The sequence below is a fragment of the Paenibacillus hunanensis genome, assembly GCF_014645615.1.
GTDB classification, from domain to species: domain Bacteria; phylum Bacillota; class Bacilli; order Paenibacillales; family Paenibacillaceae; genus Saccharibacillus; species Saccharibacillus hunanensis.
On sequence record NZ_BMMB01000005.1, the window covers coordinates 507,695 to 532,431 of the forward strand.

14 protein-coding genes are annotated in these 24,737 nt (G+C 49.8%); 3 read left to right on the forward strand and 11 right to left on the reverse strand.

The genetic code is table 11. From position 1 onward, the window contains the following. The first annotated feature begins 244 nt into the window (after positions 1-244). Complete coding sequence (locus IEX62_RS13315; protein WP_188775997.1) at positions 245-1,120, forward strand: SDR family oxidoreductase; 876 nt, start codon at positions 245-247, stop codon at positions 1,118-1,120. A 266-nt stretch (positions 1,121-1,386) separates the two neighbouring features. Here IEX62_RS13315 and IEX62_RS13320 read toward each other — a convergent pair whose 3' ends face one another. Then, positions 1,387-1,779: a hypothetical protein gene (locus IEX62_RS13320; RefSeq protein ID WP_188775998.1), complete on the reverse strand. Its 393-nt coding sequence runs from the start codon at positions 1,777-1,779 to the stop codon at positions 1,387-1,389. Positions 1,780-1,908: 129 nt separating this feature from the next. Then, positions 1,909-3,558 carry a rhamnogalacturonan lyase B N-terminal domain-containing protein gene (locus tag IEX62_RS13325; protein ID WP_229685760.1) on the reverse strand — a complete coding sequence of 550 codons (1,650 nt, stop codon included), beginning with the start codon at positions 3,556-3,558 and terminating at the stop codon, positions 1,909-1,911. 403 nt (positions 3,559-3,961) lie between these two features. Here IEX62_RS13325 and IEX62_RS13330 point away from each other — a divergent pair, with 403 nt between their 5' ends. Then, positions 3,962-4,732: a spr1630 family ClpXP-sensitive toxin gene (locus IEX62_RS13330; RefSeq protein ID WP_188775999.1), complete on the forward strand. Its 771-nt coding sequence runs from the start codon at positions 3,962-3,964 to the stop codon at positions 4,730-4,732. Positions 4,733-5,199: 467 nt separating this feature from the next. On the opposite strand, the gene IEX62_RS13335 is transcribed toward IEX62_RS13330, so the two are convergent. Both IEX62_RS13335 and IEX62_RS13340 read right to left on the reverse strand, forming a co-directional pair. After that, positions 5,200-9,165, reverse strand: coding sequence for a glycosyl hydrolase 53 family protein (locus IEX62_RS13335; RefSeq protein ID WP_188776000.1), 3,966 nt, complete (start codon positions 9,163-9,165; stop codon positions 5,200-5,202). A gap of 449 nt (positions 9,166-9,614) precedes the next feature. Beyond that, positions 9,615-11,153 carry a malate:quinone oxidoreductase gene (locus IEX62_RS13340; protein ID WP_188776001.1) on the reverse strand — a complete coding sequence of 513 codons (1,539 nt, stop codon included), beginning with the start codon at positions 11,151-11,153 and terminating at the stop codon, positions 9,615-9,617. Between the two features lie 587 nt (positions 11,154-11,740). On the opposite strand from IEX62_RS13340, the gene IEX62_RS13345 reads away from it, so the two are divergent. Further along, positions 11,741-12,817 carry a hypothetical protein gene (locus IEX62_RS13345; protein WP_188776002.1) on the forward strand — a complete coding sequence of 359 codons (1,077 nt, stop codon included), beginning with the start codon at positions 11,741-11,743 and terminating at the stop codon, positions 12,815-12,817. A gap of 48 nt (positions 12,818-12,865) precedes the next feature. Here IEX62_RS13345 and IEX62_RS13350 read toward each other — a convergent pair whose 3' ends face one another. From IEX62_RS13350 to IEX62_RS13380, 7 genes are all read right to left on the reverse strand, one after another. Next, entirely contained in the window at positions 12,866-13,933 is a 1,068-nt protein-coding gene (locus tag IEX62_RS13350; protein ID WP_188776003.1) for a glycoside hydrolase family 43 protein, read from the reverse strand. A gap of 703 nt (positions 13,934-14,636) precedes the next feature. Continuing rightward, the gene (locus IEX62_RS13355) at positions 14,637-15,755 is read right to left on the reverse strand and encodes a response regulator (RefSeq protein ID WP_188776004.1); all 1,119 of its coding nucleotides are present in this window, start codon (positions 15,753-15,755) and stop codon (positions 14,637-14,639) included. Further along, positions 15,733-18,822 (reverse strand): ATP-binding protein, encoded by a 3,090-nt coding sequence (locus IEX62_RS13360; protein WP_188776005.1) that lies wholly within the window; start codon positions 18,820-18,822, stop codon positions 15,733-15,735. Before IEX62_RS13360 ends, IEX62_RS13355 begins: the two co-directional genes overlap by 23 nt. A gap of 185 nt (positions 18,823-19,007) precedes the next feature. Then, entirely contained in the window at positions 19,008-20,204 is a 1,197-nt protein-coding gene (locus tag IEX62_RS13365) for a PQQ-dependent sugar dehydrogenase (protein WP_188776006.1), read from the reverse strand. Between the two features lie 392 nt (positions 20,205-20,596). After that, entirely contained in the window at positions 20,597-22,021 is a 1,425-nt protein-coding gene (gene araA / locus IEX62_RS13370) for an L-arabinose isomerase (protein WP_188776007.1), read from the reverse strand. Positions 22,022-22,277: 256 nt separating this feature from the next. Next, the gene (locus IEX62_RS13375) at positions 22,278-22,973 is read right to left on the reverse strand and encodes an L-ribulose-5-phosphate 4-epimerase (protein ID WP_188776008.1); all 696 of its coding nucleotides are present in this window, start codon (positions 22,971-22,973) and stop codon (positions 22,278-22,280) included. A 17-nt stretch (positions 22,974-22,990) separates the two neighbouring features. Beyond that, positions 22,991-24,598 (reverse strand): xylulokinase, encoded by a 1,608-nt coding sequence (locus tag IEX62_RS13380; protein WP_188776009.1) that lies wholly within the window; start codon positions 24,596-24,598, stop codon positions 22,991-22,993. Between the last annotated feature and the right edge of the window lie 139 nt (positions 24,599-24,737).

Below are 24,737 nucleotides of genomic sequence, written 5' to 3' on the forward strand. Positions count from 1 at the left end.
CTGATGTTTGCCTGCTTAGAATTTGCATATTCGAGTCGAATAGCGGCAATAACCAGTAATTTGAAAAGAGTAGCAAGTGTGCAGCCTATCTCTATCCAGTTGGTCTGGTCAGTCTAGCCTGTCTGATCTGTTCAATGAGTCTACCCTTCTGCCTGTTAGTGCCATTACCAGTATAACCGTAGTGTGGCTAGCCTCTCCATCAGCGCTTATGCTGTAGAAAATACAGCATTACAGGAGGCAAGCGATGACAAAAACATGGTTTATTACAGGTGCAACGGGCGGTTTGGCTACTCCAATGATTGAGCAGCTATTACAGCGTGGCGATCGTGTAGCAGCTACGATTCGAAAGCCAGGCGCATTGGATCACTGGAAGCAGCAATACGGCGATCAGCTATGGATTGCGCATATGGACTTGACCCAGCCTGAGCAGGTGAAGGACGTAGTCGAGCGTGCTTTTGCCGAAATGGGCACGATTGATGTGGTCGTTAACAATGCTGCATATGGATTGTACGGAGCTGTAGAGGAAGCCGCGGATGAGCAGATCGAGCATCTATTTCAGACGAATGTACTCGGTTCACTGCGCGTTGCTCGAGCAGCGTTGCCTTTTCTAAGACAGCAGGGCGGCGGACAGATCGTTCAGATTTCAAGTATGGCAGGTCACTATTCCACACCTGGAATGGGATTGTACTGCGCTTCCAAATGGGCAATCGAAGCTGCGATAGAGGCGCTGGCGCTGGAAGTGGCTCCGTTTAATATTCGCACGATGATGGTCGAACCCGGCGGTATCCGTACCAACTTTATTACAAGCAATGCGGTCTTCGGCGAGCGTACCGAGCTGTATCGTGATCTGGAAGCAGGTCAATTTGTCAGCCTGATGAAAGGCGAGCTACCGGGTTTCGACAACGATACCTTTAACCGTATGGTCGTAGGCGATCCGCAGAAAATGGCACAGACGATCATCCAACAGGTCGATGAGGATCAGATGCCTCTGCGTTTGCCACTCGGTAGCGATGCGTATGACTATATCCGCAAAGCGTTAACCGATCGTCTGGAGGCACTCGAAGTACAGAAGGAGCTTGCCTTCTCCACCAATGCGGATGATGTGATTCGGCAGATGTGAGCATACAACAAGACAGCTATTCATCGGTCGATTCATAGTTGCAGGATAGCATTGATTATGACCTGTAGTTCCAATCGTTGTAACTTCTACAGCAATCGCAAACAGGTAGCTACATGACGATTAGCTCATTTTCATTGTGGGATTGTACGCTTCATTATTTGATATCCAAAAAGGTTCACAGTTGCCGAGTGAAGCAACCGTGAACCTTTTTGGATTGTTTTTGTAGGTCATATATTGTTACTGTCTAGCTAATACAGACATGTAGATTAATGGGGTAGTGCTAACTTTAACTCTTGCTCAAGTTGCTGACCAAATACCTGTATGGCTTCCTTGGACGTTTTGAGGGTAAACAAATAGCCGGAATCCATTAAAATGAGCAGGTACTGATCTGTTTTGTATTCATACAACCATTTTATCTCTATGTTTTCTTCAAAGTGGCTAAAATAACCATTCCACTTTGGTTGAGTAAATTCTTTTAACATAGGAATAAAGCTTTCCATAACCATATTCGTCCAACCGAATTGTACTTCTGCGATCAGTTTAGCATTATGGACGTATTGATAGGTGTAATACCCTCCTTCTCCAGCTCTTGGATCATGCTTGATAACCGAAAAATCAATATAAGTTTCTGGAGAGTGCTTGTCCCTTAAAATCGGCATGGTTACCTCCTGTTACAACATTCAGATAAAATACGTTTTAGCTCTTCTGGATCGTATATCAAATATTGATTTGAATGTAAACTTTCCAAGTAACTAGCATCGAATAAGGTATCCTAACTCAAGTTTCCTCTAGTTCAGCAGCTCCACTGCATCGTACACCCAGCCTGCACTGAGCCATGTTCCGAGATCACTCGATCCGCTAATCGGCGTAATGGTGATCGTATTCGCTCCACTACGCAGCGCCGAAGCAGGTACTGTCCATGAGAAGGTATGGTTATTACCACGATACGTACCAATGGTGAAGCTACGTGAGCTTGGCTGCGTCGAAGCCCCCGGATTCGTTAAGGTCGCGCCATTCACCGTCACGCTTGGTCGTCCATTATTGTATGCAGCGGTAATGCCAATATTCAGCACATGCGGCGAGCCAGCCTGCGCGGCATCCAGATTGAACGTAATCGTCGTTGGCGAATTTTGATTACGGAATTGAATCGCTGGGAATCGATTCGTTGCACTGCCTGTTGCATAGGTGACTGGCCCCCAGCTTGCATTGCGGCTATCGGATGGGTGGCGAAGCGGAATCGTCTGTCCATTCAGAAACTCTCGTGGTGTGCCATCCCAGTTACCGATGCGCCAGATTGCCGCTTTGGTGGCTGGATCGCCTGTGATCGTGCGTGTGTTCAGTGTAGTCGTATTGCCTGCTGTCACATTCACACTTTCGGTATGCACAGCCAGCTCTCCTTTATACACGGTCATCGTATACGTGCCAGGGATCATATCACGGCTGACCGCCGCGCCACTGCTCGAAGCAGCTGCCCAGTATTGTGCGTTACTATTCGCAAAGCCAATCGTGTAGCCATAGCTGCTATCCATACCGGATAGACCATTTAATACAACTGCTCCCCGACTGGATACCCAGCCTGTCAGATTCAGCCCAGCCATCCAGCTAAAATCCGGTGCCGCTGGCGTTCCACCTGTTGTAAAGATCAGTGCGTAGGGGCCATGCAAGCCCATACGGAAGGCTTCGGTCTGTTCGTGACCGGAGTTCATATAATTGTACACCTCTGTATCCCCGCCGCTCTGGAATTGAATATCGCGGAAGAACGGGCCACCTGAGCTTTTTTCCCGATTTCCATACGCCATAAATACACCTACACCATTACCCGTCACCCCGCGAATGCCTAGCTCGCGCGCCTGATCATTGCCATAGTATTTGGAAGCGGTCTGTCCATTGGAAAAGCCGAATACATCGGAGCTTTCAATCGCACCGTTATTGCCTCGCAGATCGGAGCCTGCGGGTACTCCCGTTAATACATTACTGTTACCACGGAAAATATAGCGTAGCTCGCCTACCGACGGCTCAGCTGTTATGTACGTCGCCATATAAATAATATTTTCGCCACTACGTGAAGCGTAGTAATGGGTAAGGGTACTCGTTTTGGCAGTGATCAGCACTGTGGAGCCAGATGGAGAGGTATTCCATGTGACCTGCGTACCCGAGCCTAGACCTGAAGCGATATGGGAGCCTTTACCGCCCGAGCTACTTAGCTCTGTACCGTTCATTTTACTGGAAATGATATCGCCGTTATTTTTATTGACCGTGTAGACTAAGCCAGCCCCTGTATTCACGATGATTGAGGAACCACTTTCTGTGACACTGATAGCTGCGGCATCGGCATGTGATGGTACGAGCCAGCCCCCAGTCATCGTGAGCGCTAGCAGCAGGACGAGCATAGCAGTCTGGCGAAGCAAGGTTGAAGACGTTAGCGAACGGGTAGTCATACACAAATCCCTCCAGTGTGATTAGTAGGATATGGTTACGAGTCATTCAGCACTTCTTACACAAAAGATAACGCTTACATTTTGAGCTTTAACCTATCTCTTCTTTAACTCAACTGTTCTTTAACCTTAATCTTTCGTAGCGTATTCGATGTGTGTTCGATGCTACAGTGTACTTTGTTCGTCATCATGTTTTAATTTTTACATTATCTTACTGTTTCAAGAATGCGTTTTAAAGTCATTTTCGGGAATTTTATAGCCAAGCTCCCTTTTTTCATTATGTCTAGCGGATGGCATGGCTGAAAAGGAAGTTGATGATTTTCAGATAAAAGCATTCTCCTGACGCTAGATTATCGGTAAACTGAAAGGGTAGACTTTTTGCATTCTGATGATCGGAGTGATTGCTATGGAGCAGGGATTGGACTCGTACAAGCTGAAGCCGCATTATGCACGCATGATCGTGGATGCCATTGTGGATGGATATCGCGATTATATCGAAATTCGCAAAAAGTATCGTAGCCTGATGGCGATCAGCTCAGGCTTTGCCTGGACGAAAAGTAATTTTATCGAGCACAAGGTGGTTGAACGCTGCCAATCGCTTGGATTTCGCTATAAAAAAGCCCGTGCCGGGCTAACCTGGGATTATTTACAGTTCATTCATGAGCAGGATCGGATGATGTTCGTGATTAAGGATGCTGCTTATTTTCTGCCTGCTGGATCGGCGCAAAGTCGTTTACCGAATCCGATCATGCAGGCCTCCTCACAGCGTACGTACCTGAACGATCTGGCACGGCTGAATCAGCATATATTGTTCCCCGATGAGGCTCGCGAACCGGAATTTGTATTTGATGAGGAACTGACGCAGGGAGCTTTTGATTTTGGGCTGGGGCAGGATTTTGGTGCGGTGCCGGAGGATGTGTATATGGCGGTGAACGAATTTCACATTTTGACGTATGCACTGGATAGCCGACATCAGATGTCGGAGATTATCCATTACATGCCAAGCCCCAGCGATCATCGTACGTATGAAATTGAGGATCTATCCTCGTTGATTCAGGGGGCAGAGCTGTCGGAGGAAGAGCGGAAGGTATTTGCTGCGGATGAGGATGAGTATATGCGTGTGATTGCGGAGCATGATGCGTTGATGGATGCGAAGTATCGCAGCGATCGTGAGTAACGATAGAGGATGTAGCGGGCTAGTCTAATCTTCATACAAGTTACGTGGCATAAAATGAACAATAGCGTAGCAAGGAGACCACTGTCTCGCTGCTACGCTATTTGCGTTCTATACATTCTCCATATCTAACCATACGTCATCTCATTAACTCATGGCAGAATTTCTCGTCCTGCTTCTCTAGCCTACACGCCGTAACTCCTATTTCGGGTTATCGATTGCTTGCTGCTTGCTCAATATGATACCATTTCCGATTGCTAGTTCTTACTCATGATCGATATTGCTTGCTATGGTTTTACTATAGTCGTTCTATACTTTTACTATACTCTTGCTACATCATTCTAGTGCTACTTTTACTCTTCGCTCTTACTCCTATGAAAGCTTGCAGAGCTGTTGATGTTTCACTGTACCTGTAGACGTAGGCATCCACCTATACGCTATGCACTTCTCAACCTTCGCTTATACTCATTTCATTGTCCTGCTGTAGCTAGCTCAATATCATGTGCTGCCCAGTACGTGGAAGGCACATCTGACCATGACGTACCTGTACCGGAGACAGTAGCCTTATTCATACCCAGCACTCGATTGAACAGCGTTACAGCTTCGGCGCGAGTCAGTGTACGATTCGGCTCGAAGGTACCGTTCGGGTAGCCTTGCATGTAGCCTGCTTGCTGTACGCGTGCGATGTCTGCGGCTGCCCAGTGGGTTGCAGTATCGCTAAAGGACGCGCGTGCAGTCGCTTCGTGTAGCTTCATCCAGCGAGACAGTACCGTTGCCATCTCGGCGCGTGTGATCGGACGATTCGGGGCAAAGTGATGCTGGTTATCGCCCTTCATCCAATCAGCTACGGTGACAGCGGCAATCGCAGAAGATGCCCAGTGATCTGCATCCACATCATTGTACAGACGCATCGCCGCAACCGATAGTGATGTTGGCGATTCGGCTGACTGTGCATTTGTCTCTATTGTGGCAGCATTTTGCTTGGTTTGAGCAAGACGGCTTAACATGGTCGCCAGTTCCGCACGTGTCACGGTACGATTGGGCTGGAAGGTATGATCCTGATAGCCCTGCATGTACCCTTTCATCGGCTGAGCCGAGTCGCCAGCCAGCGGAGCTCCGGTCATTGGCTCCAATCGAAGCAAGGTAAACGTACTGAATTTATTCACATTAAATTGAACAGCCATCGACTGATCTGCGCCCTTCACCAGCTCTGGACGAATCAGCTCCTTGCTTCCATCGCTATGCTCTACGTATACGACCAGTTGCTTGAGGAATAGATCGCGCTCCGAAGCATCGGTAGGTAACTGCTGTGATGATACAGGCAAAGAAAGCTGTACTGGCTTGCCCTGTACATTGGTTGTAATTTCGACGGGCTTACCAACCATTCGAATCTGCGCCATCCCTGCTGCCTGCTGTACCATCGGATCGCTGCTCGCACGTACAGCTGCATTCGCAGCCGCCGTATCCGTTGCTGGCGTGATTGTAAACTGGCTTGTTTCGTTCAATGTCGCCAGTGTAGACGGTGGCAGCAGCAAGCCGATCGCTGCGGTATTCAGCTCCAGACCTGCGGATGCGCCAGATAATGCACGCGCTGTATCGGTTGGCAGGGTGAAGCCTAACGATGCGGCTGGCGTACTGCTTGTCGGTACGATCAGACGAATATTTTTGCTACCTGCGGCTTGCATGGCAGCGAGCGCTGTATTCGCTTCAGCTGCACTATAGCTGATCTGATCGCGTGTGACTCCATCTCCACTTAAACTGCGCTGGATCGTGTAGGCGGAGGTCAGACTGCCATTTTGCATACCTGCGGCAACGCTGACCGTTTGGCCTGAATTGCTTGTACCTCGACCACCGCCTCCGCTGGAGGAGCTGGATGAGTTATTCCCGGAACTGCCCCCATTATTTCCATTACCACCTGGTGTTGGAGTTGGCGTAGGAGTAGGCGTTGTTGGCTCTGGTGCTGGTGTCGGCTCAGGAGAAGGCGTGCTATCTGCATCCCGTACAAAGGTCAGATAGAAGTCATCCAGCGTTCCCCATGCTCCTCCATCAGCACGTACCTGTGCACCAATCGTCAATGCACCGTCTGCGACATACACATCATGGATAACCGGCTGACTCCACTGTACCCAGCCGTTCACATTGGTCGGCTGCTCCAGCGTTTTGCCGCCAGTGATCGCATACAGCTTCATGTCCGAGTTCGTCGCACTGCCACCTTGAATATTCATCGACAGATCATAATAGCCCGGCTTGAGTCCATATACATCCTGCTCTACACGGAAATCAACTCGATTCGCATCGTAGAAATGAAGCGAATACTGCCCTGTTTTTGCATCGGATGCTTTGTTCTGGTAATCCGTATGCGGTGTCGTGCCCTCGCCATAGGTGATGTTCCACATCGTACGATCATTTTGCTCAAAGCTACCGTTGAGCAGCAGGTTCGGCTTGCGGATCGACAGATTCGCCTGCACAGGATAACCACCCTCTGCTGTACCGTCGATCGTATAGCTACCCGCACCCTTCGCAATCGCCTGTTCTAGCTCCTGCTGATTCCAGACGACCGATACGGTGCCTGTGCTGCCATCGTTATAGGTCGCAGTCGCTGTCTCCGGCAGGTTAATCGCCTCACCTGCATTGACGGTTAGCGATACAGGCTGAATCGCATCAATCTGGAGTGGAGCAGTCGCGCCTGTATTTACATATTTGAATACATTAAGTGATGGCAACGGATGCCCGGTAAAATCAAACAGCGCCTGATTATCTACCGCACTACCGCCGTACCATTTACCCGCATCATCCGGGTCATATTCGCCCGCATAGCTGGCTGCCCAGCCCGAGCCATATTGCTCCCATAGCTTCTTGTTATTTTCCAGTTCACTTGCCGGGCCAACAGGCAACCAGGCAGGCTCCCAGTAAAATACACCCAACCCTGCCGAGCCCACATCCGCTACGGCCTGCATGACATTGCGCACCGAGGTCGCCTGACCCTGCACGCTGATCGGATAATCGAGCGTCTGCCCTGTGCTGCGTGGAGCTGTATTCTCATGTCCATCTCCATCTGCTGCGGTGTACGTATACGAGGTCTCCGCGACCATTACCTTTTTGCCATACGTATCGGCGACCTGCTTGAGGACAGCTGTCAGATTACCCAGCGTACCGTGCCAGAATGGATAGTATGACGTAGCAAACACATCATAATCGACGCCATTGTCCGCGAGTGACTTCGCATAGAAGGCATAGCGTCCTGCCGATTCTGGATTCGTAAAATGCAGCGCCACCAGAATCTTCGGATCAACTGCACGAATCGCCTGACTGCCCTTGTTGAACAGCTTGCTAATATTCGTCCAATCCTTTTCACCGATAAAATACTGGTTCGTCTCATTGCCGACCTGTACCATGCCAACATTCACACCTGCATCGACGATCTGTTGCAGACTGGTTTTGGTAAAATCGTATACTGCCTGCTCCTTATCCGCGAAGCTGAGGTTCGCCCATGCCTTCGGTGTATGCTGCTTCGCCGGGTCTGCCCAGAAATCCGAATAATGGAAATCGATCAGCAGCTTCATGCCATTGGCGGTAGCACGCTTACCGATGGCAATCGCCTTAGCAAGATCGTTATCGCCGCCACCGTAGCCTTTACCTGCGGCAGTATACGGATCATTCCATATCCGCACACGCACATAGTTCACACCTGCCTCATGCAGTGTAGTGAAGATATCCTGTACATTGCCCTGCTCATCGTAAAATTTTACGCCGCTCTGCTCCAGCGAGAGGATACTCGATACATCGACCCCTTTAATAAAATCAGGGCTGAGACCATCGATCTTTTTCACAAAAATATCAGCGGCTACAGGCTGCGATGTATCACTGCTCAGCTGCTTGAGCTGCACATCGTCCAGATAGCCCCATGCTTTGGCATTGCCACGAACATGCGCACCAATCGTAAAATTCGTCGCTGGCTCCTTCAACACAAACTGTAGCTTGAGTGTGCCCCAGTTGTTGTAGCCTGTTGTTGCCGTCTCGGTTCCCTGTGAGGTATCTGCGAATACCTGCACCTGTGCAGCTTCACTACCCGCACCGCCCATCGCCTGCAAGGTCAGCTCATAGCTACCTGCTGGCAGCGAATAGACCGACTGACTGACGGTAATCTGCTGCTTGGAAGCTGCGCTGTCCTTGATCCAATATTTAAAGGCATGGCTTCCTTCCGCAGCAGTAATAAACGAATCGTCCGCATACGCATACCGACTAATATCGGTCTGACTCCAATCGGATGACTCGACCTTCCAGGATTGATCGCTCCAAAAGTCGCTCTCAAAGCCTGCATTATGAAGCGATATGCTGCCATCTGCCGCAGCGGAGGAATGCATTCCGATTGGCCATGTTCCCAGCACGATCGCTACGATTAAAAACAGCAGCGATGCCTGTTTCTTGCTTCCCATATGTGTATCCCCTTTCGTTCTAACCAACGACATTTGACGTCATTTCCACTTATTGTAAAGCGCTTGCATAATTACTGTGATCACTATAGCAGACGGTGTAAACGTGCAATAGGAGAGGATTGCAACATTTCGTGTTTTTAAGCAAGGGATTTGTAGATGGTACGACTCCATATGTATTCATACACATACCGCTCTGTACGTTCTATGCTCTCTATTGGCTCTATACACATGTAAAAGGAGCAAGCCCTTGACCCAGGTCCTGCTCCTCACTGATCGATATCCTTCTAATCTGTAGCCTAGTAATCTATACGACAGACGAGAGATTCGTACCGGCTGTGATCTTGATCTGATTATCCGCTTGCTCCTGCTGCAAGCTCAAGCGAGCCGTAATTCTTCTCACCAACTTGCAGCATGAATATCCTATTTCATAACCAAAGCGCAATTCAGACTCAGATGCTGCGTGTCACTACATCCGGTGACGTTTCTACACCGTTCGTCACGTGATCCTCACTATTCAGTCCCAGCACTTCCGAGGTCGAGCTGAAAATCTGGCGGAACAGATCGGGATGCTCAGACAGCGACAAACCGTAGGATGGAATGATCTCCTTGATCTTCGGCTCCCACTTTGGCAGCTCCTGCGGGAAGCAGCGGCGAAGCACCTCCAGCATAACGTGTACTGCGGTTGATGCGCCTGGCGAAGCGCCGAGCAATGCGGCAACCGAACCGTCAGCTGCACTTACGACCTCGGTACCGAATTGCAGTGTGCCTTTGCCAGTTGGCGTATCCTTGATAACCTGTACACGCTGACCCGCAACGACCAGCTCCCAATCTTCGCTCTTCGCGGTTGGGATGAACTCACGCAGCTCTTCCATCCGTTGCTCGCTGGTCAGCATGACCTGCTGTACGAGATAACGGGTGAGCGCCATTTCCTTCATACCGGCTGCCAGCATCGTCATCAGATTGTTCGGCTTTACTGAGCCGATCAAGTCCATGTTGGAGCCTGTTTTCAGGAACTTTGGCGAGAAGCCTGCAAAAGGCCCGAATAGCAGTGCTTTTTTGTTATCGATATAACGGGTATCCAGATGCGGTACAGACATCGGCGGCGCGCCCACTTTGGCCTTGCCATATACTTTGGCATGATGCTGCTCAACCACATCCGGGTTTTTACAGACCATAAATACACCACTTACCGGGAAGCCACCGATTTGACGGGATTCTGGAATACCGGTCTTTTGCAGCAGCGGCAGACTGCCACCACCCGCACCGATAAATACAAAGCGTGCGACATGATTCTCGACACGTCCATTATCCAGATTGTGCACCTTCACGTTCCACGAGCCATCCGGTGTGCGCTTAATATCCTTGATGCTATGCTTGTAATGCACCTCGACGCCCTGATCCTTCAAGTAATCAAACATCATCCGAGTCAGCGCACCGAAGTTCACATCCGTACCGGAATCGATCTTGGTCGCGGCAATCGGCTCACTGGAGGTGCGTCCATTCATAATGAGTGGAATCCACTCTTTTAGCTTGGCTGGCTCATCCGCATATTCCATTCCTTGAAACAGCGGGTTTTGGGTAAGCGCTTTAAATCTCTTTTTCAAAAAAGAAACGTTGCTTTCACCCAGCACCAGGCTCATATGCGGAATCGGCTTAATAAATTGCTGCGGGTTGTGAAGCACCCCGGTCTGGATGAGATGCGCCCAGAATTGACGGGATAGCTGAAATTGCTCATTGATCTGCACCGCTTTGCTGATGTCGATCGTGCCATCCGGCTTCTCAGACGTATAGTTCAGTTCGCACAGCGCCGCATGACCTGTACCGGCGTTGTTCCATTCGTTAGAGCTTTCTTCTCCAGGGCTTGCGAGTTTCTCAAACACTTTAATTTCCCATTCTGGTGCTAACTCTTTCAGCAATGATCCCAGTGTCGCACTCATGACACCAGCACCAATTAAGATAACGTCTGTTTTTTTCTGTAGGCTGCTCATAAAAACCTTCCTTATCTCGTATATTTGCAAAAAAGAGCAGTCGCTCCTGCTCAGGTACTACACGAAGCAAGGCTCCACTCAGGAACATCACGATACTGACTATTTTCCATTACCCCACAGGGCGTTCAATCATTACCTTTATTATAACTTAATTGCAGTCTGTTAAAAATGTTATCGACTCTTATCCTCCAATTATATACTATTTGGAGTTGGTAAAAAATGAAAAGTTTGCTCGAAAAGGGCTAACTGGATCAAAAACCGACAAGAGAATACGGATTACAGGGATTTGTAGCCATTATTTTATGGATATGACATGTCGACGATGAGCGTATCATGCTTGCAACTATATCTATTATATATTTTTTGACATATATTATACAGCATAAAAGTGCCCCATTACCATCGTTTGTACCTTAGCTGAACGGTACATGTCCGATTGGATTTGCGGTAATATACAGGATGTACAACTGAAAGACTGGGCTGGCGAGCTGTCATTGGCTTATGAAGCCCATCCAGCCTGTGTAAAGCATCATTGCGATCACGAACCCTTACAATTAACTGTATACCCCTATTCACAGGAGGATATCATGAATATTCAATCTCTGTATAATTCCTATATCGGCATAAAGTATAGGGATGAAGAGCCCCGTATACTCGATATTCCATTTCAATATTATCGATGCGGCGATGACAGCACCGAGCTATTTATCACGAATGAGGATGAAGCGTCGTTTGCGCAATGGGCATTGGAGCTATTGCCTGAAGACCCGGGCTATTTGAGTGATCCGGTGCATGCTCCGCTGTTAGCGCAGTCCTTTCCGCAGCTTAATCTGTACGAGGAGCTGATCCTGCATTATTTATTGCTTACGATCAATACGACGCTATCGATCTATCCGATCCATGCCTATAACCGAATGAATGATTGGATGAAGGGCTATTGCTTTTTCCAGTTATCCGGGCTGAATCGCGTGACTTTATTGGAGGCTGGACAGCGAGAGCAGCTGCGTGGCTGGCTGCTGCATCAGTATTTGTACGCACATCCTGTAAACTGGGATACGTTGCAGGCATTCTCCTATCAAGAACAGCAGCTCGTGCATACCGCTACAGGCATTTCTGTACGTGATTATATGACTCGGTATCACGACGAGATTCAGCAGCATTACGAGCAGTATGCGGAGCGTCTGGATGCTTCACCGACTACGATGAAACCATTCAAGACGCTGACATTGGAGCTGTTGAGTCATCTGGAGGGAGGCACAATTGCATTACAGCTTCCGCACACATCAGAGGTATCGTATATGCTGCCATGGCTGAACGATGTGAACGATTTGCTAGCGCAATATCAAAAGGATAAAGGTGCTTTTTTTGCTGTATTGCGGCAGGCAGCGATGTCGCCCATGAGTGCGTACGGTGCTCACTGCTTTAGTATGCTACTGCAAAATTATGCCTGCTATATTGTTACGTTTGCCCCTGGTGAGCTGAATGTGCTGGTTGAAGCGCTGGCTGATGAACCAGACCTGTGCACGCTGATCGTCAGCCGACTATGTACCGATACGATTTTCGTACAGCACATCCTGTGGCAACACGGGCAAACGATAGAGGATATGCCGCAGGTGGTCACTCACTTCAACGAGGCAGCCAAAGAGCTGTATAGCATCAAGTAAATGTACAGGTGTTGCTGTGCCTGACTCCAATCCAGCTGTATTCACCTGTTATGCTAGCTGGAAGCCGTCGCCTGTGTCTACGATATCAAACAGGTGACAGCGCGATTCTGGAATACGAAACGGACGATGTACAATCAGCTTCCATGCCCCATCGAAGGTCTGAAAGAGCATACCATGACCGCTATCTTCACGTACGAGCGGATCAAGCTGCTCCCATGGTCCCTCCAGGCTGCCACTCACCGAGCGGGCAATCGTCTGCACATAGCTGTCCTGCTCATAGCTTGACCACAGCATAACGAGCGAACCACCGGAGGTACGGTACAGCTGGCAACCATCCGTTACATAGACAGTCGGCTCATGTGGTGCCATATCTGATATTGACGCTGTATCAGTTGGTAGAACTGTATCGGCTGATGAAGCGGTATCGACACCCGCCTGATCCTGTAAAGAGTCTGGCGAGTGAGACATCGTCAACGGTAACCATGGCGCTGCCGATCCACTGAACAGATGCACCGGCTCACCTACTGTACCTGACCAATCATCATTCAGTCGCATCGCTTCAATCGTGCCATCGATCGTCTGCACCCATTCGTGGCAGTAGACGATCCACGGCTGCTGCTGTTCATCGATATATAGCGTGCCATCCAGTGTCATCATCGTTTCGGGTAGTACCGGACGCTCTCCATTCACTAGCTGAAAGGGACCCTCAGGCGTATCGCTAACGGCAATCACTGTCCCGCGCCAGTGCTTCGTATAGCCTTGAATTGGCTCACCTTCCAGCAGACGATCGTTATGATGAAGGGTCACGAATAAATAGTACCGTCCCTGATAGGCATGTACCTCTGGTGCCCAAGCTCCATGCTGTGGATGCGCCCAGCTCTCATCTGGAATCGAGAAGACAAGATAGGGGCCTGCCCACTGCTCCAGATCGGTGCTTTTATACACCAGCACGCCATAACGATCCGTTCCGTGCAGCTGAGGTGTTGCACCTGTGTACAGATAATAAGTGCCTGAATGAGCATCAGTTAGCACGAAGGGATCATGCGCAGGAATATCCTCCAAACGATGATGATTGCCCGGACGAGCTACATCACAGGCAGCATTGTAGACAGACATGCACAACAGCTCCTTTATTTTTGAATACGCTTACAAATTAGTTTGTTTGGGTGATGTTGAAGGATAGGGATACCCAACTGTAACAGGTTCGTCAGCTATATCTTTAGCTATAGTTTGTGAAGATATCCTCTACATATTATGCGATCATTGCCCGCACATCGCTGTTCCGATTCGTGCCAGATTATCGTTTTCGTTTGTCTGATCGCCAAGCTTCATGGCAGCTTGGCTTCTTCTACAACACTCAGTTACAACTACCATTTAACTACATCTATTCCTTTAGCTCATTACTGTCGTAATGTTCGTACAACTACCTGTAGTATACCTGTTCGGCTTATAAAATGCCAAATGAAATCAGTGCTATCCACTTCCTTTTTGTTATACACCCATGCTTCTTTAATCGACTCTATACAAGCTTCAGCCTAGATTGCGCTTCATCCCATTTCCACATACACAAAAGGCAGCGTCTCGCTTGCCGTATAGCAAGACAAGACGCTGCCTGTGATATCCATTCGATGCTCCTGTCATTTCAGCTATACGTTGATTCCATTTGTATAACTTCATTGCAGCCTGTTAAGCATGTTATCGACTCGTATTCTCCAATAAGATAGGGCGCTTATGGTATGTTGCTTATTCACACCAGCATGTCGAACGAACAACTCCATTTTCTACTCATTACATTTAAAGTGCGCGCTTCTCAGCATATTTAACGCTCACGATTCTCAGCCCATAGCTGCTGCTGACGCTCTTTTACACGCGCAGCTCCAGTAGCGTCATTCGTATCCAGCAGTAGCTGCATAAGCTGCTCATAATGGCGATCGACATCTGGCTCCAGCTCCAACAGCTTGTACAGCGGTGCAATTTGCTCATCCACAGCTAGCTGGCTCAGCGCTTGCACTAAATACGCAGCCACTGAACCGCGTAGCTCGATCCGATAGGCGTCTGCCCACGTATAATGCTCGGTTTCCAGATAATCTCCGCTGTAGAGCGCGATCACCTGGCTCACCGTTTCGGCGGTGACCGTCTGCTGAGCGATAAGCTCCAGTAGCTGCGCCAGATCACTATGGAAAATAGCTGGCTCGATCCAGTAGCGTTCATCTCCATATTTGACCACATCATCATAGCCGAGTGTCTTGAACAGATTGCGCACATAATAGAGCGAGGTGTGCAGTAGCTTCTGTCCTTGCTGTGCGGGCACATCTGCCCATAACTGCTCAAGAATCGTAAATTTATACACGGGATTCCCCTGATAATGCCAGAGCAGGGCGAATAGCTCCTTCGTCTTGCGAGTACGCCAGCTAAGCAATCGTCCATCGACAGCATTTACCTGTAGACTGCCCATCACACGTAGCGATAACGTAGCTATCGAGGGAGCAGGGGAAGCAGGCTGTTCCAGTTCCATATTGTTATGTTCATCATTATCCATGCTATCTACTGATCCTGTAGTCTGTTGGTATTGCTTATTTCGCTGAGTGGCATAGCGCCCAAGCGTGCGCTCTAGCTTGGCTGGCGCTACAGGCTTGAGCAAATAGCCGATCGCTTCGGTATGAAAGGCATCGATTGCATACTGATCATGAGCCGTCACGAAAATAATAGCAGCGTCTGGACAGATGACGTTTAGCTGCTCCGCGGCATCCAGTCCACTAATACCGGGCATTTCGATATCAAGGAAGATCAGCTCAGGCTGCTTATCCCGACAAGCAGTCATCGCTTCGTGCACCAGCTGATATTTGCCGACTACCTCCACCTGACCGGTCTCGCTCAGCATAATGTCCAGCACATCTAATCCGATCTCTTCATCATCAATCAATATCGCTTTCCACATGTGAGCGCTCCACCTCCGTCAAATGAATCGTAACTGTCGTACCGAACTCTGGTTGGCTAACGATATCCAGTCGCCGTCCATATTTCATCTGTAAGCGGCGGTTTACATTTCCAATGCCAACGCCTTTACTTTGACCCTGCTCCAGCTGTAGCCGCTGTTCGTCGGTCATGCCTATGCCGTCATCCTTCACCATAATCTCGACCCTCTGACCAACAGCTCGGACGATAATATCGACAGCTCCGCCTTCCGGCTTTTGACCGATCCCATGCCGTACTGCATTTTCTACAATTGGCTGTAGGGTAAGAGGCGGTAGCATCACATGGACGTGCTCATCTACATCATAGCGCACCTGCAATCGTTTACCGAAGCGAAGCTGTTCAATCGCCAGATACGCGCGTACCAGCTCCAGTTCACGCGCTAACGGCACCGCTTCACTATGAAATACAAAGGTGAACTTAGCACGCAAATAGGTCGTCAAATGCTGGATCGTCTCTCGCAGGCGATCCACATCCTTATAGCTCAAGCCAACGAGCGCATTCATACTATTGTATAGAAAATGCGGTGTGATCTGCGCCTGTAAGAAGTCCATTTCTCGCCGTAACGCCTGCTCGGATGAACCTTTCATCGACAATAGCGATTGTACACGGGCACGGAATTCTGCCAGCTCGAATGGCTTTTGCAAAATATCATTTGCACCTGCGGCAAAGGCAGATAGCATATCCGCCGTCTGTCCAGAAGCTGTCAGCATAAGCACAGGCAGCTCGGACAAGCCATGCAGCGCACGAATCTCACGGCAAATGTCCAGCCCCGACGTACCCGGCATCATCAGATCGAGCAGCACCAGATCAGGCTTACGCTGTCGTAGTGCTTCGCGTGCCGCTTCTCCGCTACGAACCGCTGTATACGTATGCCGCATGCCAGCGATCACATCCGCCGCCACCTTCAGATTCGATAACTCATCGTCTACGATTAATACATGATACGACTGCTCATCCTCCAGCCATGAAGGCATATAGGAGACTGGCTCTATCCAGCCTGCTTGCAGCTCACTATATTCCGCTGGCGCCGTCTGCATCAGCTCCGGCCGTAGTGGCATTGCGGCGCTATCGCTCATCGCATCTGCCAGCGGAAGGGTGAACGTGAAGCGTGAGCCTGTTCCCGGCTGTGATTCCACCTCCAGCTGTCCACCTTGTAGCAGAACCAGCTGCCGAGAAATACTGAGTCCCAGTCCTATCCCTGTCGCAGAGCCAGCTCCACGCTCATCATAATGGAAAAAGGGCTGAAATAAATGCTTCAATACTTCTGCATCCATTCCTTTTCCTGTATCTGTAACCGAGATCGCCAGCTGCTCCGCCCGACGCTCTGCGGACAGAATAATGCTGCCCTGCTCGGTATATTTGATTGCATTTTCCAATAGATTATGCAAAATCTGGCGTAACCGATTCTCGTCTGCCCACACTAGCGGTAGCTCTGCCGGAAGCTGATTGATCAGCGCCACCTGATTACTGATCGGTGTGATCGATAACGTCTCCATCACAAATTCTGCCGATACTCGCAGGTCAACAGGCTTCAATTGTACCTGTAGCTCTCCGTAACGAATCCGATTCATATCCAGAATATCGTTTACCAGACTCGCCAGCCGTCGACCGATCAGATGTAGCAGACGTACACTTTCACGCTGCTCCGCTTGCAGAGGCTGCTCTGTATTATCAAGCAGTGTACCGGACAGATTAATGATGCCATGCAGCGGTGTACGCAGCTCATGCGATGTTTTCGCCAGAAATTCATCCTTTTGCTGATCATATCGCAGCAGCTGCCCGGCAAGCTGCTCACTATGCCGCAGCGCTTCTCGTATCCGATCGGTCATCAAAAACGACTGCGACAGCACAACCAGCAGCAGGGTGATAATAATATAATACGGACTATCCAGCGCCAGCTGATAACGCGTCTGTGCAAAAATCCAGCTAATCGTCAGGAAAAATACCCCGAGCAAAATATAATACACACGCGCTCCCTGATGCCGATTCCGCAGCAGCAAGCCGAATATGTAACCAAATACCAGCACCTGCAATAGAATGCCCGGCCATAGCAGATATAATAGCTGCTGATTCGGCAACACGAGCAGTAACAGCATATACACGATCGATAATGCCAGTATCACTCGAAATAACCATGTCGGCAGCACATTCAAATACAGCCGCACATAATACACAAAGCACACAATCGATACATACGGCAAAATAAACAGCAGCTTTTGCAGTAGTAAAAACGAAAGATGCGGGAACAACGCCGCTAGTATAATCTCATTGTCCAAACTAAAAAATAACCCCAGCGTCAGACAGAACATACTGAAAAATAGCAAATACGGCTCCCGACGCCACTGTCTGAACATGCCGGCAAAATAAATACCAAATACAAACAGCGTCGTAATCACGACCATATCCGCCATCCGCGCATGATCGCGCCGATCCATAATGCGATCTGCTGACCCAAACTCTGGCGCCTGCACCAATCCACCTCGCAGCGTCTCAAAGCTCGCCACCTGAATAATGATATCGAAGGAGCGCTGATCGGTATCCACTGTGCCAAACACCGGGAAGTTGCTCGGTACGAATCCTGCCGCCGTCAATGACGGTTGCCCGGTGCTACCAATCAGCTTGTCTGCCATATAGATGCGGCTGGACATCCGAATCTTTTTCACCCGTAATCCATAGTCTCCAGCCGAATCCACATTCACATGCAGACGATAGGTGCCTGCTCCCGAGCCATCCTGTGATACGGTTCCATTCCAGCGTCCAGGTACAGGCAAATAACGCCGTGTCTGCTCCAGCGAGATTGAGGATCGTTTAAAATCATCCGGCGTCAGCAGCTGATTCGGATAAAACTCCCACTCGCCCTGTAGTGGAATCACTCCATGCTCCGCAAAGTTCCATTGCCCTGCATTTAATACACCGCGCTGTGCCTGCGGATAATGAACCGCTGGATTCAGCCAGTGATAAAGAAACAGCGAGGTCGCTGCAATAAAGATCACGATCATACCGACCAGACCAAGTAATTGATTCCTCACGATATCGTTCCCTTCCATTCCCGGTCAACTGTAGCATGACAGGAAGCATCTCTTAGCTCCCATTATACCGTCTTCCGTATGTGGCGGCTTACACGAAATCAAGAAATTCTCTACACGGTGCAGTGCGACAGACAACATTACTTTATGACTTACGCATCCTCGCTGTATTTTTTAAACGTATACCATTACTTCAATCGCAGTAAGCGATCATCATTTTCCCCTGCGGAGCCGCGGGAGGTGTTATTGGTCAGTATATAAATATGCCCGTTATGCACCATCACATCACGCACGCGTCCGACATCGGTCAGGATATTCGTCATTTTACGAGTCGATGGGTCGAATAGCTTGAGGCTCTCACCTGCCAGCGTTGCGACAAGAATCGTATCCTCTGGTGTCGCAGCAATACCGGATGGAGCAATCGCACGCGAGCCAGCAACATAGATTGGTGCGGTGATGCCTTTGGCTGTTTGCGTACCGATCACGTTCGGCCAGCCATAATTCGCACCCTTCTTAATGATATTGATCTCATCCAGTCCGGTTCGATCCGTACCGCCGCCTGGAATGGCACCGCCGCTTGGTCCATGATCGGCAGCATACAGCGTGCCGTTCGATGTCCACGCCAGACCCTGCGAATTACGAAGTCCATACGCATACACATATGAATTCGCAAATGGATTATCCTGCGGCACCTTGCCATCCTTGGTCATCCGTAGAATTTTGCCACCCAGACTGGAGCGATCCTGCGATAGCTCGCGCCGTCCGGCTTCACCGGATGTGCTGTACAGCATGCCATCCGGGCCGAAGGCAAGTCGTCCACCCTCATGAATACGTCCACCTGGAATGCCCTCCAGCAAAGCCTTCTGCTCCTTCCATACTCCATTGGTCAGCTTGATGCGTACAATCCGGTTCAAGCCCTGACCATTTTGCTCATACGCATGATAAATATATGCGGTTTGATTTGTAGCAAAATCGGGATCAAGCACGAGTCCGGTCAGCCCTGCCTCACCCACAACACGTAACGGCTTGCTGGTCTGTACCTTTTGTACCGTTTGCTTCCCATCCTTCACCTGTACGATTCCACCACCACGCTGTGTAATGTAGACGGTATCTCCAGCAAACTGCATCGACCACGGAATATCTAGCCCTGTTGCCAGCTCGGTATAACCGCCTTGCAGTGAATCGACCAGATCGACATTTCCAGTCGTACCCGTGGTGGTCGCCGAAGTGCGCTCAGCCGTCATCGCTGGCTTCTCGACCTCCTCACGGACAGTCGTTTCAGTTCCAGTTTCCATCGCTTCACGTTCGGTCGCACAGGCAGACAACGGCAGGGCAAGCAGCAGCGCAGACATCACCAGCTTTGCTTTTGCATTGGCATATAACATGCTGTTCCTCCTTTGGCTCTTTTTCCGTTTTTACCCAATAGTGGATGGGTGGAAAAGGCATCCAGCGAAATATTATGGCTGGGAGGCATACAGGTACAGGTAGCAATGAATTCCAGCATGAATGCGTTACATGACGGATACGATTCAGGATAAGCGGAGAAGGTAGATCAAGAAGGAGGATCGAATCGAAACATAGCAAATAGAGATGCCCTCGTAAAAAGGCATCTCTATTGGAAAATCGCAGCTAGCAGCTAATTGAAGCTAGTTTAAGAAACTATGAAACTATATAGATAAAGCTACAGATTGCATTGAGATCACATCAAGCTACAGGACGAGATCGCTAGTGCTAACCTAAACGTTTATCTATCTGCCGATCCTCTATATCAGCTCTATTACTTAATCACCACATACGGCAGATCAACCAGCTTCGCATACGTTACGATCTGATCGGTAGTCAGGTTCAACGATACGACCGTATGGTGACCACCACCATTTTCGATCCATGCTCTTACGCCGTCCTGGAAATTCGGCTTTACTGTCCACAGTACGCGTGCTACCGGCAGCTTCGGTGCAGGTACAGTTGGCTCGAATGCAGACACTTCATTGATCAGCAGCTTGTAATGCGTGCCAAAGTCTGCCATCGATACGACGACGCCCTCGCCTGCTTTGCCGTCAAATACGAGACGTGCAGGGTCTTCACGATCGCCGATACCGAGTGGAGATACAACAACCTTCGGCTTGTTCGCTGCCAGCGATGGATCAACCTCCAGCATATGCGATTGCAGAATCGCTTCCTGTCCAGCTGCCAGCTCGTACGTATAATCCTCCATAAAGCCTGTGTTCTGGTTGTGGCTCATAATTTTGAGCAGACGATCCAGCGCTGCGGTTTTCCAGTCGCCTTCGCCAGCAAAACCGTAGCCCTGCGCCATCAGGCGCTGTACAGCCAGACCAGGTAGCTGCTTCATACCATGCAGGTCTTCAAAGTTAGTCGTGAACGCGCTATAGCCGCCACGATCGAGGAAACGTTTCAGGGCAATCTCATAGCTTGCCTGCACACGCACGCTAGCTTCCCATGCACCCTGCTCATAATCGCCATAGTCGAAGTCATACGCTTCCTTGTACTCCGCCATCAGCTCGTCGATCTCCTGCTCGGTCACATTGCCGATCTCTGCTACCAGATCGCCAATACCGAAGTAATCAACCGTCCAGCCGAACTGAATCTGTGCTTCGACTTTATCGCCTTCGGTTACGCCAACATTGCGCATGTTGTCGCCAAAACGAGCAACCTTAATGTTAAAGCTCTCATTGTACGCAGCCGCTACGTCCATCCAATCCGCGATCTGCTGCTGTACCTCTGGACGCTCCCAATAGCCAACAACGATCTTGTTCTGCTTGCCCAGACGTGCATTGATAAAGCCGTACTCACGATCACCATGTGCCGCCTGATTCAGGTTCATAAAGTCCATATCAATCGTCGACCATGGAATACTTTCGTTATACTGTGTTGCCAGATGCAGCAGCGGTTTTTGCAGCAGCTTGGTGCCACGAATCCACATTTTCGCTGGAGAGAAGGTGTGCATCCATGTGATTACACCGGCTACCTCATCACGGTAGTTGATCTCCTTCATCACACTGGTAATCGCTTCTGCGCTCACTGCAAGCTCTTGCAATACGAGCGGATACGGCAATACGCCGCTGGCATTCAGTGCATCTGTAATTTTCTGTGCGTTCGCTTTTACCTGTCCGAGTGCTTCTTCTCCGTACAGATGCTGGGAACCTACTACAAACCAGAATTGTTTGGCTGTTGTTGCTGTCATGGGGATCATCCTCTTTTCGGTTGAATTAGATATCGTTCACGCTTTGTGCGATTGCTAGCGAATATAGAAGCTTATCCTTGCTTGTATACGGTATTGCTGTTGAACTTGCTATTATCCGTAGAGGTAAGGCTACTTTTTAAATGGCATGCTTCATCATCTATCACTGTACTCAAGCTTCAAGCTTCTAGCATATGAGTACACTGGAGAATAAATCTTGTAGGCTGATTATCGTTGGTATCGCTTTACATTTTACGTTCTACTTTTGCCCGTAATATGCATCCTTGCCGTGCTTGCGCAAATAGTGCTTGTCCAGAATACCCTGTGGCAGTTCCTTAGCAAAATGGTTCAGCTCACGCGCATACAGATTCATTTTGCATACTTCCTCCAGCACGACGCTGTTCACGACCGCTGCGTGTGCATCTTTGCCCCATGTGAATGGTGCATGTCCATGCAGCAGTACAGCTGGAATCGCCATCACATCCAGACCACGCTGCTGGAATGTCTCGATGATTACATTGCCCGTCTCCGCCTCATAGCCGCGATCAATCTCCGCCTGTGTCAGAAAGCGTGCACATGGCACTGCTCCATAAAAGGTATCTGCATGGGTAGTGCCCATGACCGGCACATCCAGCCCTGCCTGCGCCCAGATCGTCGCCCATGTGGAATGTGTATGCACAATGCCGCCGATCTGTTCATAGTGCTTGTACAGTACTGCATGGGTCGCCGTATCGGAGGATGGGCGCATCTCGCCTTCCACCACATTGCCATCCAGATCGACCACGACCATATCGCTAGGCTTCAGCTTCTCATAGCTAACGCCGCTCGGCTTAATGACAAACAATCCACTTTCGCGGTCAACCGCACTGGCATTGCCCCATGTAAACTTGACCAGTCCATGCTTGGGCAGCTCCAGATTCGCTTCATAGACCTGCTCTTTTAGTTGCTCTAGCATTTCCGTTCCCTCCCGTTTTAGCTCAGATGCTCGACAGCCGCACGCTCAATCGCGAGCCCCTGACGATACCGCTCGATAAATTGACCAAATCCGTCCACATCCGCTGCATCTGGCTCCATACGTTCTGCCGATACTCCGCTAAATACGCGTTGCTCCAGGAAATCTGCCAGCGACTGCTCACCATTACGATTGACCTGATACGATGCCAGCAGCGCCATGCCCCATGCGCCGCCTTCACCTGCTGTCGACATCACCGATACCGGCACATTCAGCGCCGCAGCAACGATACGCTGACCGACCACAGGTGTCTTGAACAGACCACCATGCGCCAGCACCGAATCGATCGCCACCTGCTCCTGCTCGGTCAAAATGTCCATGCCCAGCTTGAGCGCACCAAAAGCGGTAAATAGATGCGTGCGCATAAAGTTCGCCAGATTAAAGCGGCTTTCCGGTGTACGTACAAATAACGGACGCCCCTGCTCTAATCCGGTAATATTTTCGCCGGAATAGTAGCCATAGCTGAGCAAGCCACCGCCATCCGGGTCTGCCTCCAGCGCCTTGTTCAGCAGTACACTGAACAGCTGATTCGGATCGCTCTCATAGCCCATCGCGACGGCAAACTCACGGAACAAGCCCATCCATGCGTTCAGATCGCTGGAGCAGTTATTCGCATGCACCATCCCGACCGGGCTACCATCTGGCGTGGTGACCATATCGATCTCCGGATACACACGGGACAGCTCATGCTCCAGCACGATCATCGCAAATACCGATGTGCCTACCGAAATATTGCCTGTCCGCTTGCGCACACTATTGGTCGCAACCATGCCTGTTCCTGCATCACCTTCCGGTGGGCAAAATGGAATGCCTGCCTGCAAATCACCATCAGGATCAAGCAGCTTCGCCCCTACTTCACTCAGCTTCCCTGCCTCCTCGCCAGCTAGACGAATCGTTGGCAATAGCTGCTCCAGCGTCCACGGATAGCCTTTACCTGCGATTTGCTGGTTGAACTGACCGAGCATCGCTGGATGGTACGCATGACTGGAATCTTCAATCGGGAACATACCGGAGGCATCACCGATACCGATCACACGCTCACCAGTGAGCAGCCAGTGAATATAACAAGCCAATGTGTTAATAGAAGTCAGCTTGGACACATGCGGTTCTTCATTCAAAATCGCCTGATACAGATGGGCAATGCTCCATCGCTCCGGAATATTGAATCCGAACAGTTCGGTCAGCTCACGCGCCGCTGCGCCTGTCGTGGAATTACGCCATGTACGGAAAGGAACGAGCCATTCACCACTCGCATCCAGTGCGATATAGCCGTGCATCATCGCCGAGAAGCCGATCGAGCCTGTCTGCTGCAAGGTTACACCGTAGCGCTGCTGAACATCCTGCTTCAATTCACGGTAAGCGGTCTGCATCCCTGTGATGATCAGGTCGCGATCATACGTCCAGTAGCCATCCTTCAACTGGTTTTCCCATTCATAGCTACCGGATGCAATCGTCTCAAACTGCTCATCGATCAGTACCGCCTTGATTCGAGTGGAACCGAATTCGATACCCAGCGCTGTCGCTCCGCTTGTGATCGCATCTTTGGCACTCATCTTGATGTCACTCATTATCGCGTAACTCCCTTCACTGATTCACTTTGTTAGTCCGGAGTGCAGCAAGCTTTGCTCCGTTTGGCACTGCTATGTAACTGCCATCTATAGGAGTGAAGCTATATAAACTCCGGTTTTCATTCGTGGCATATTGTAT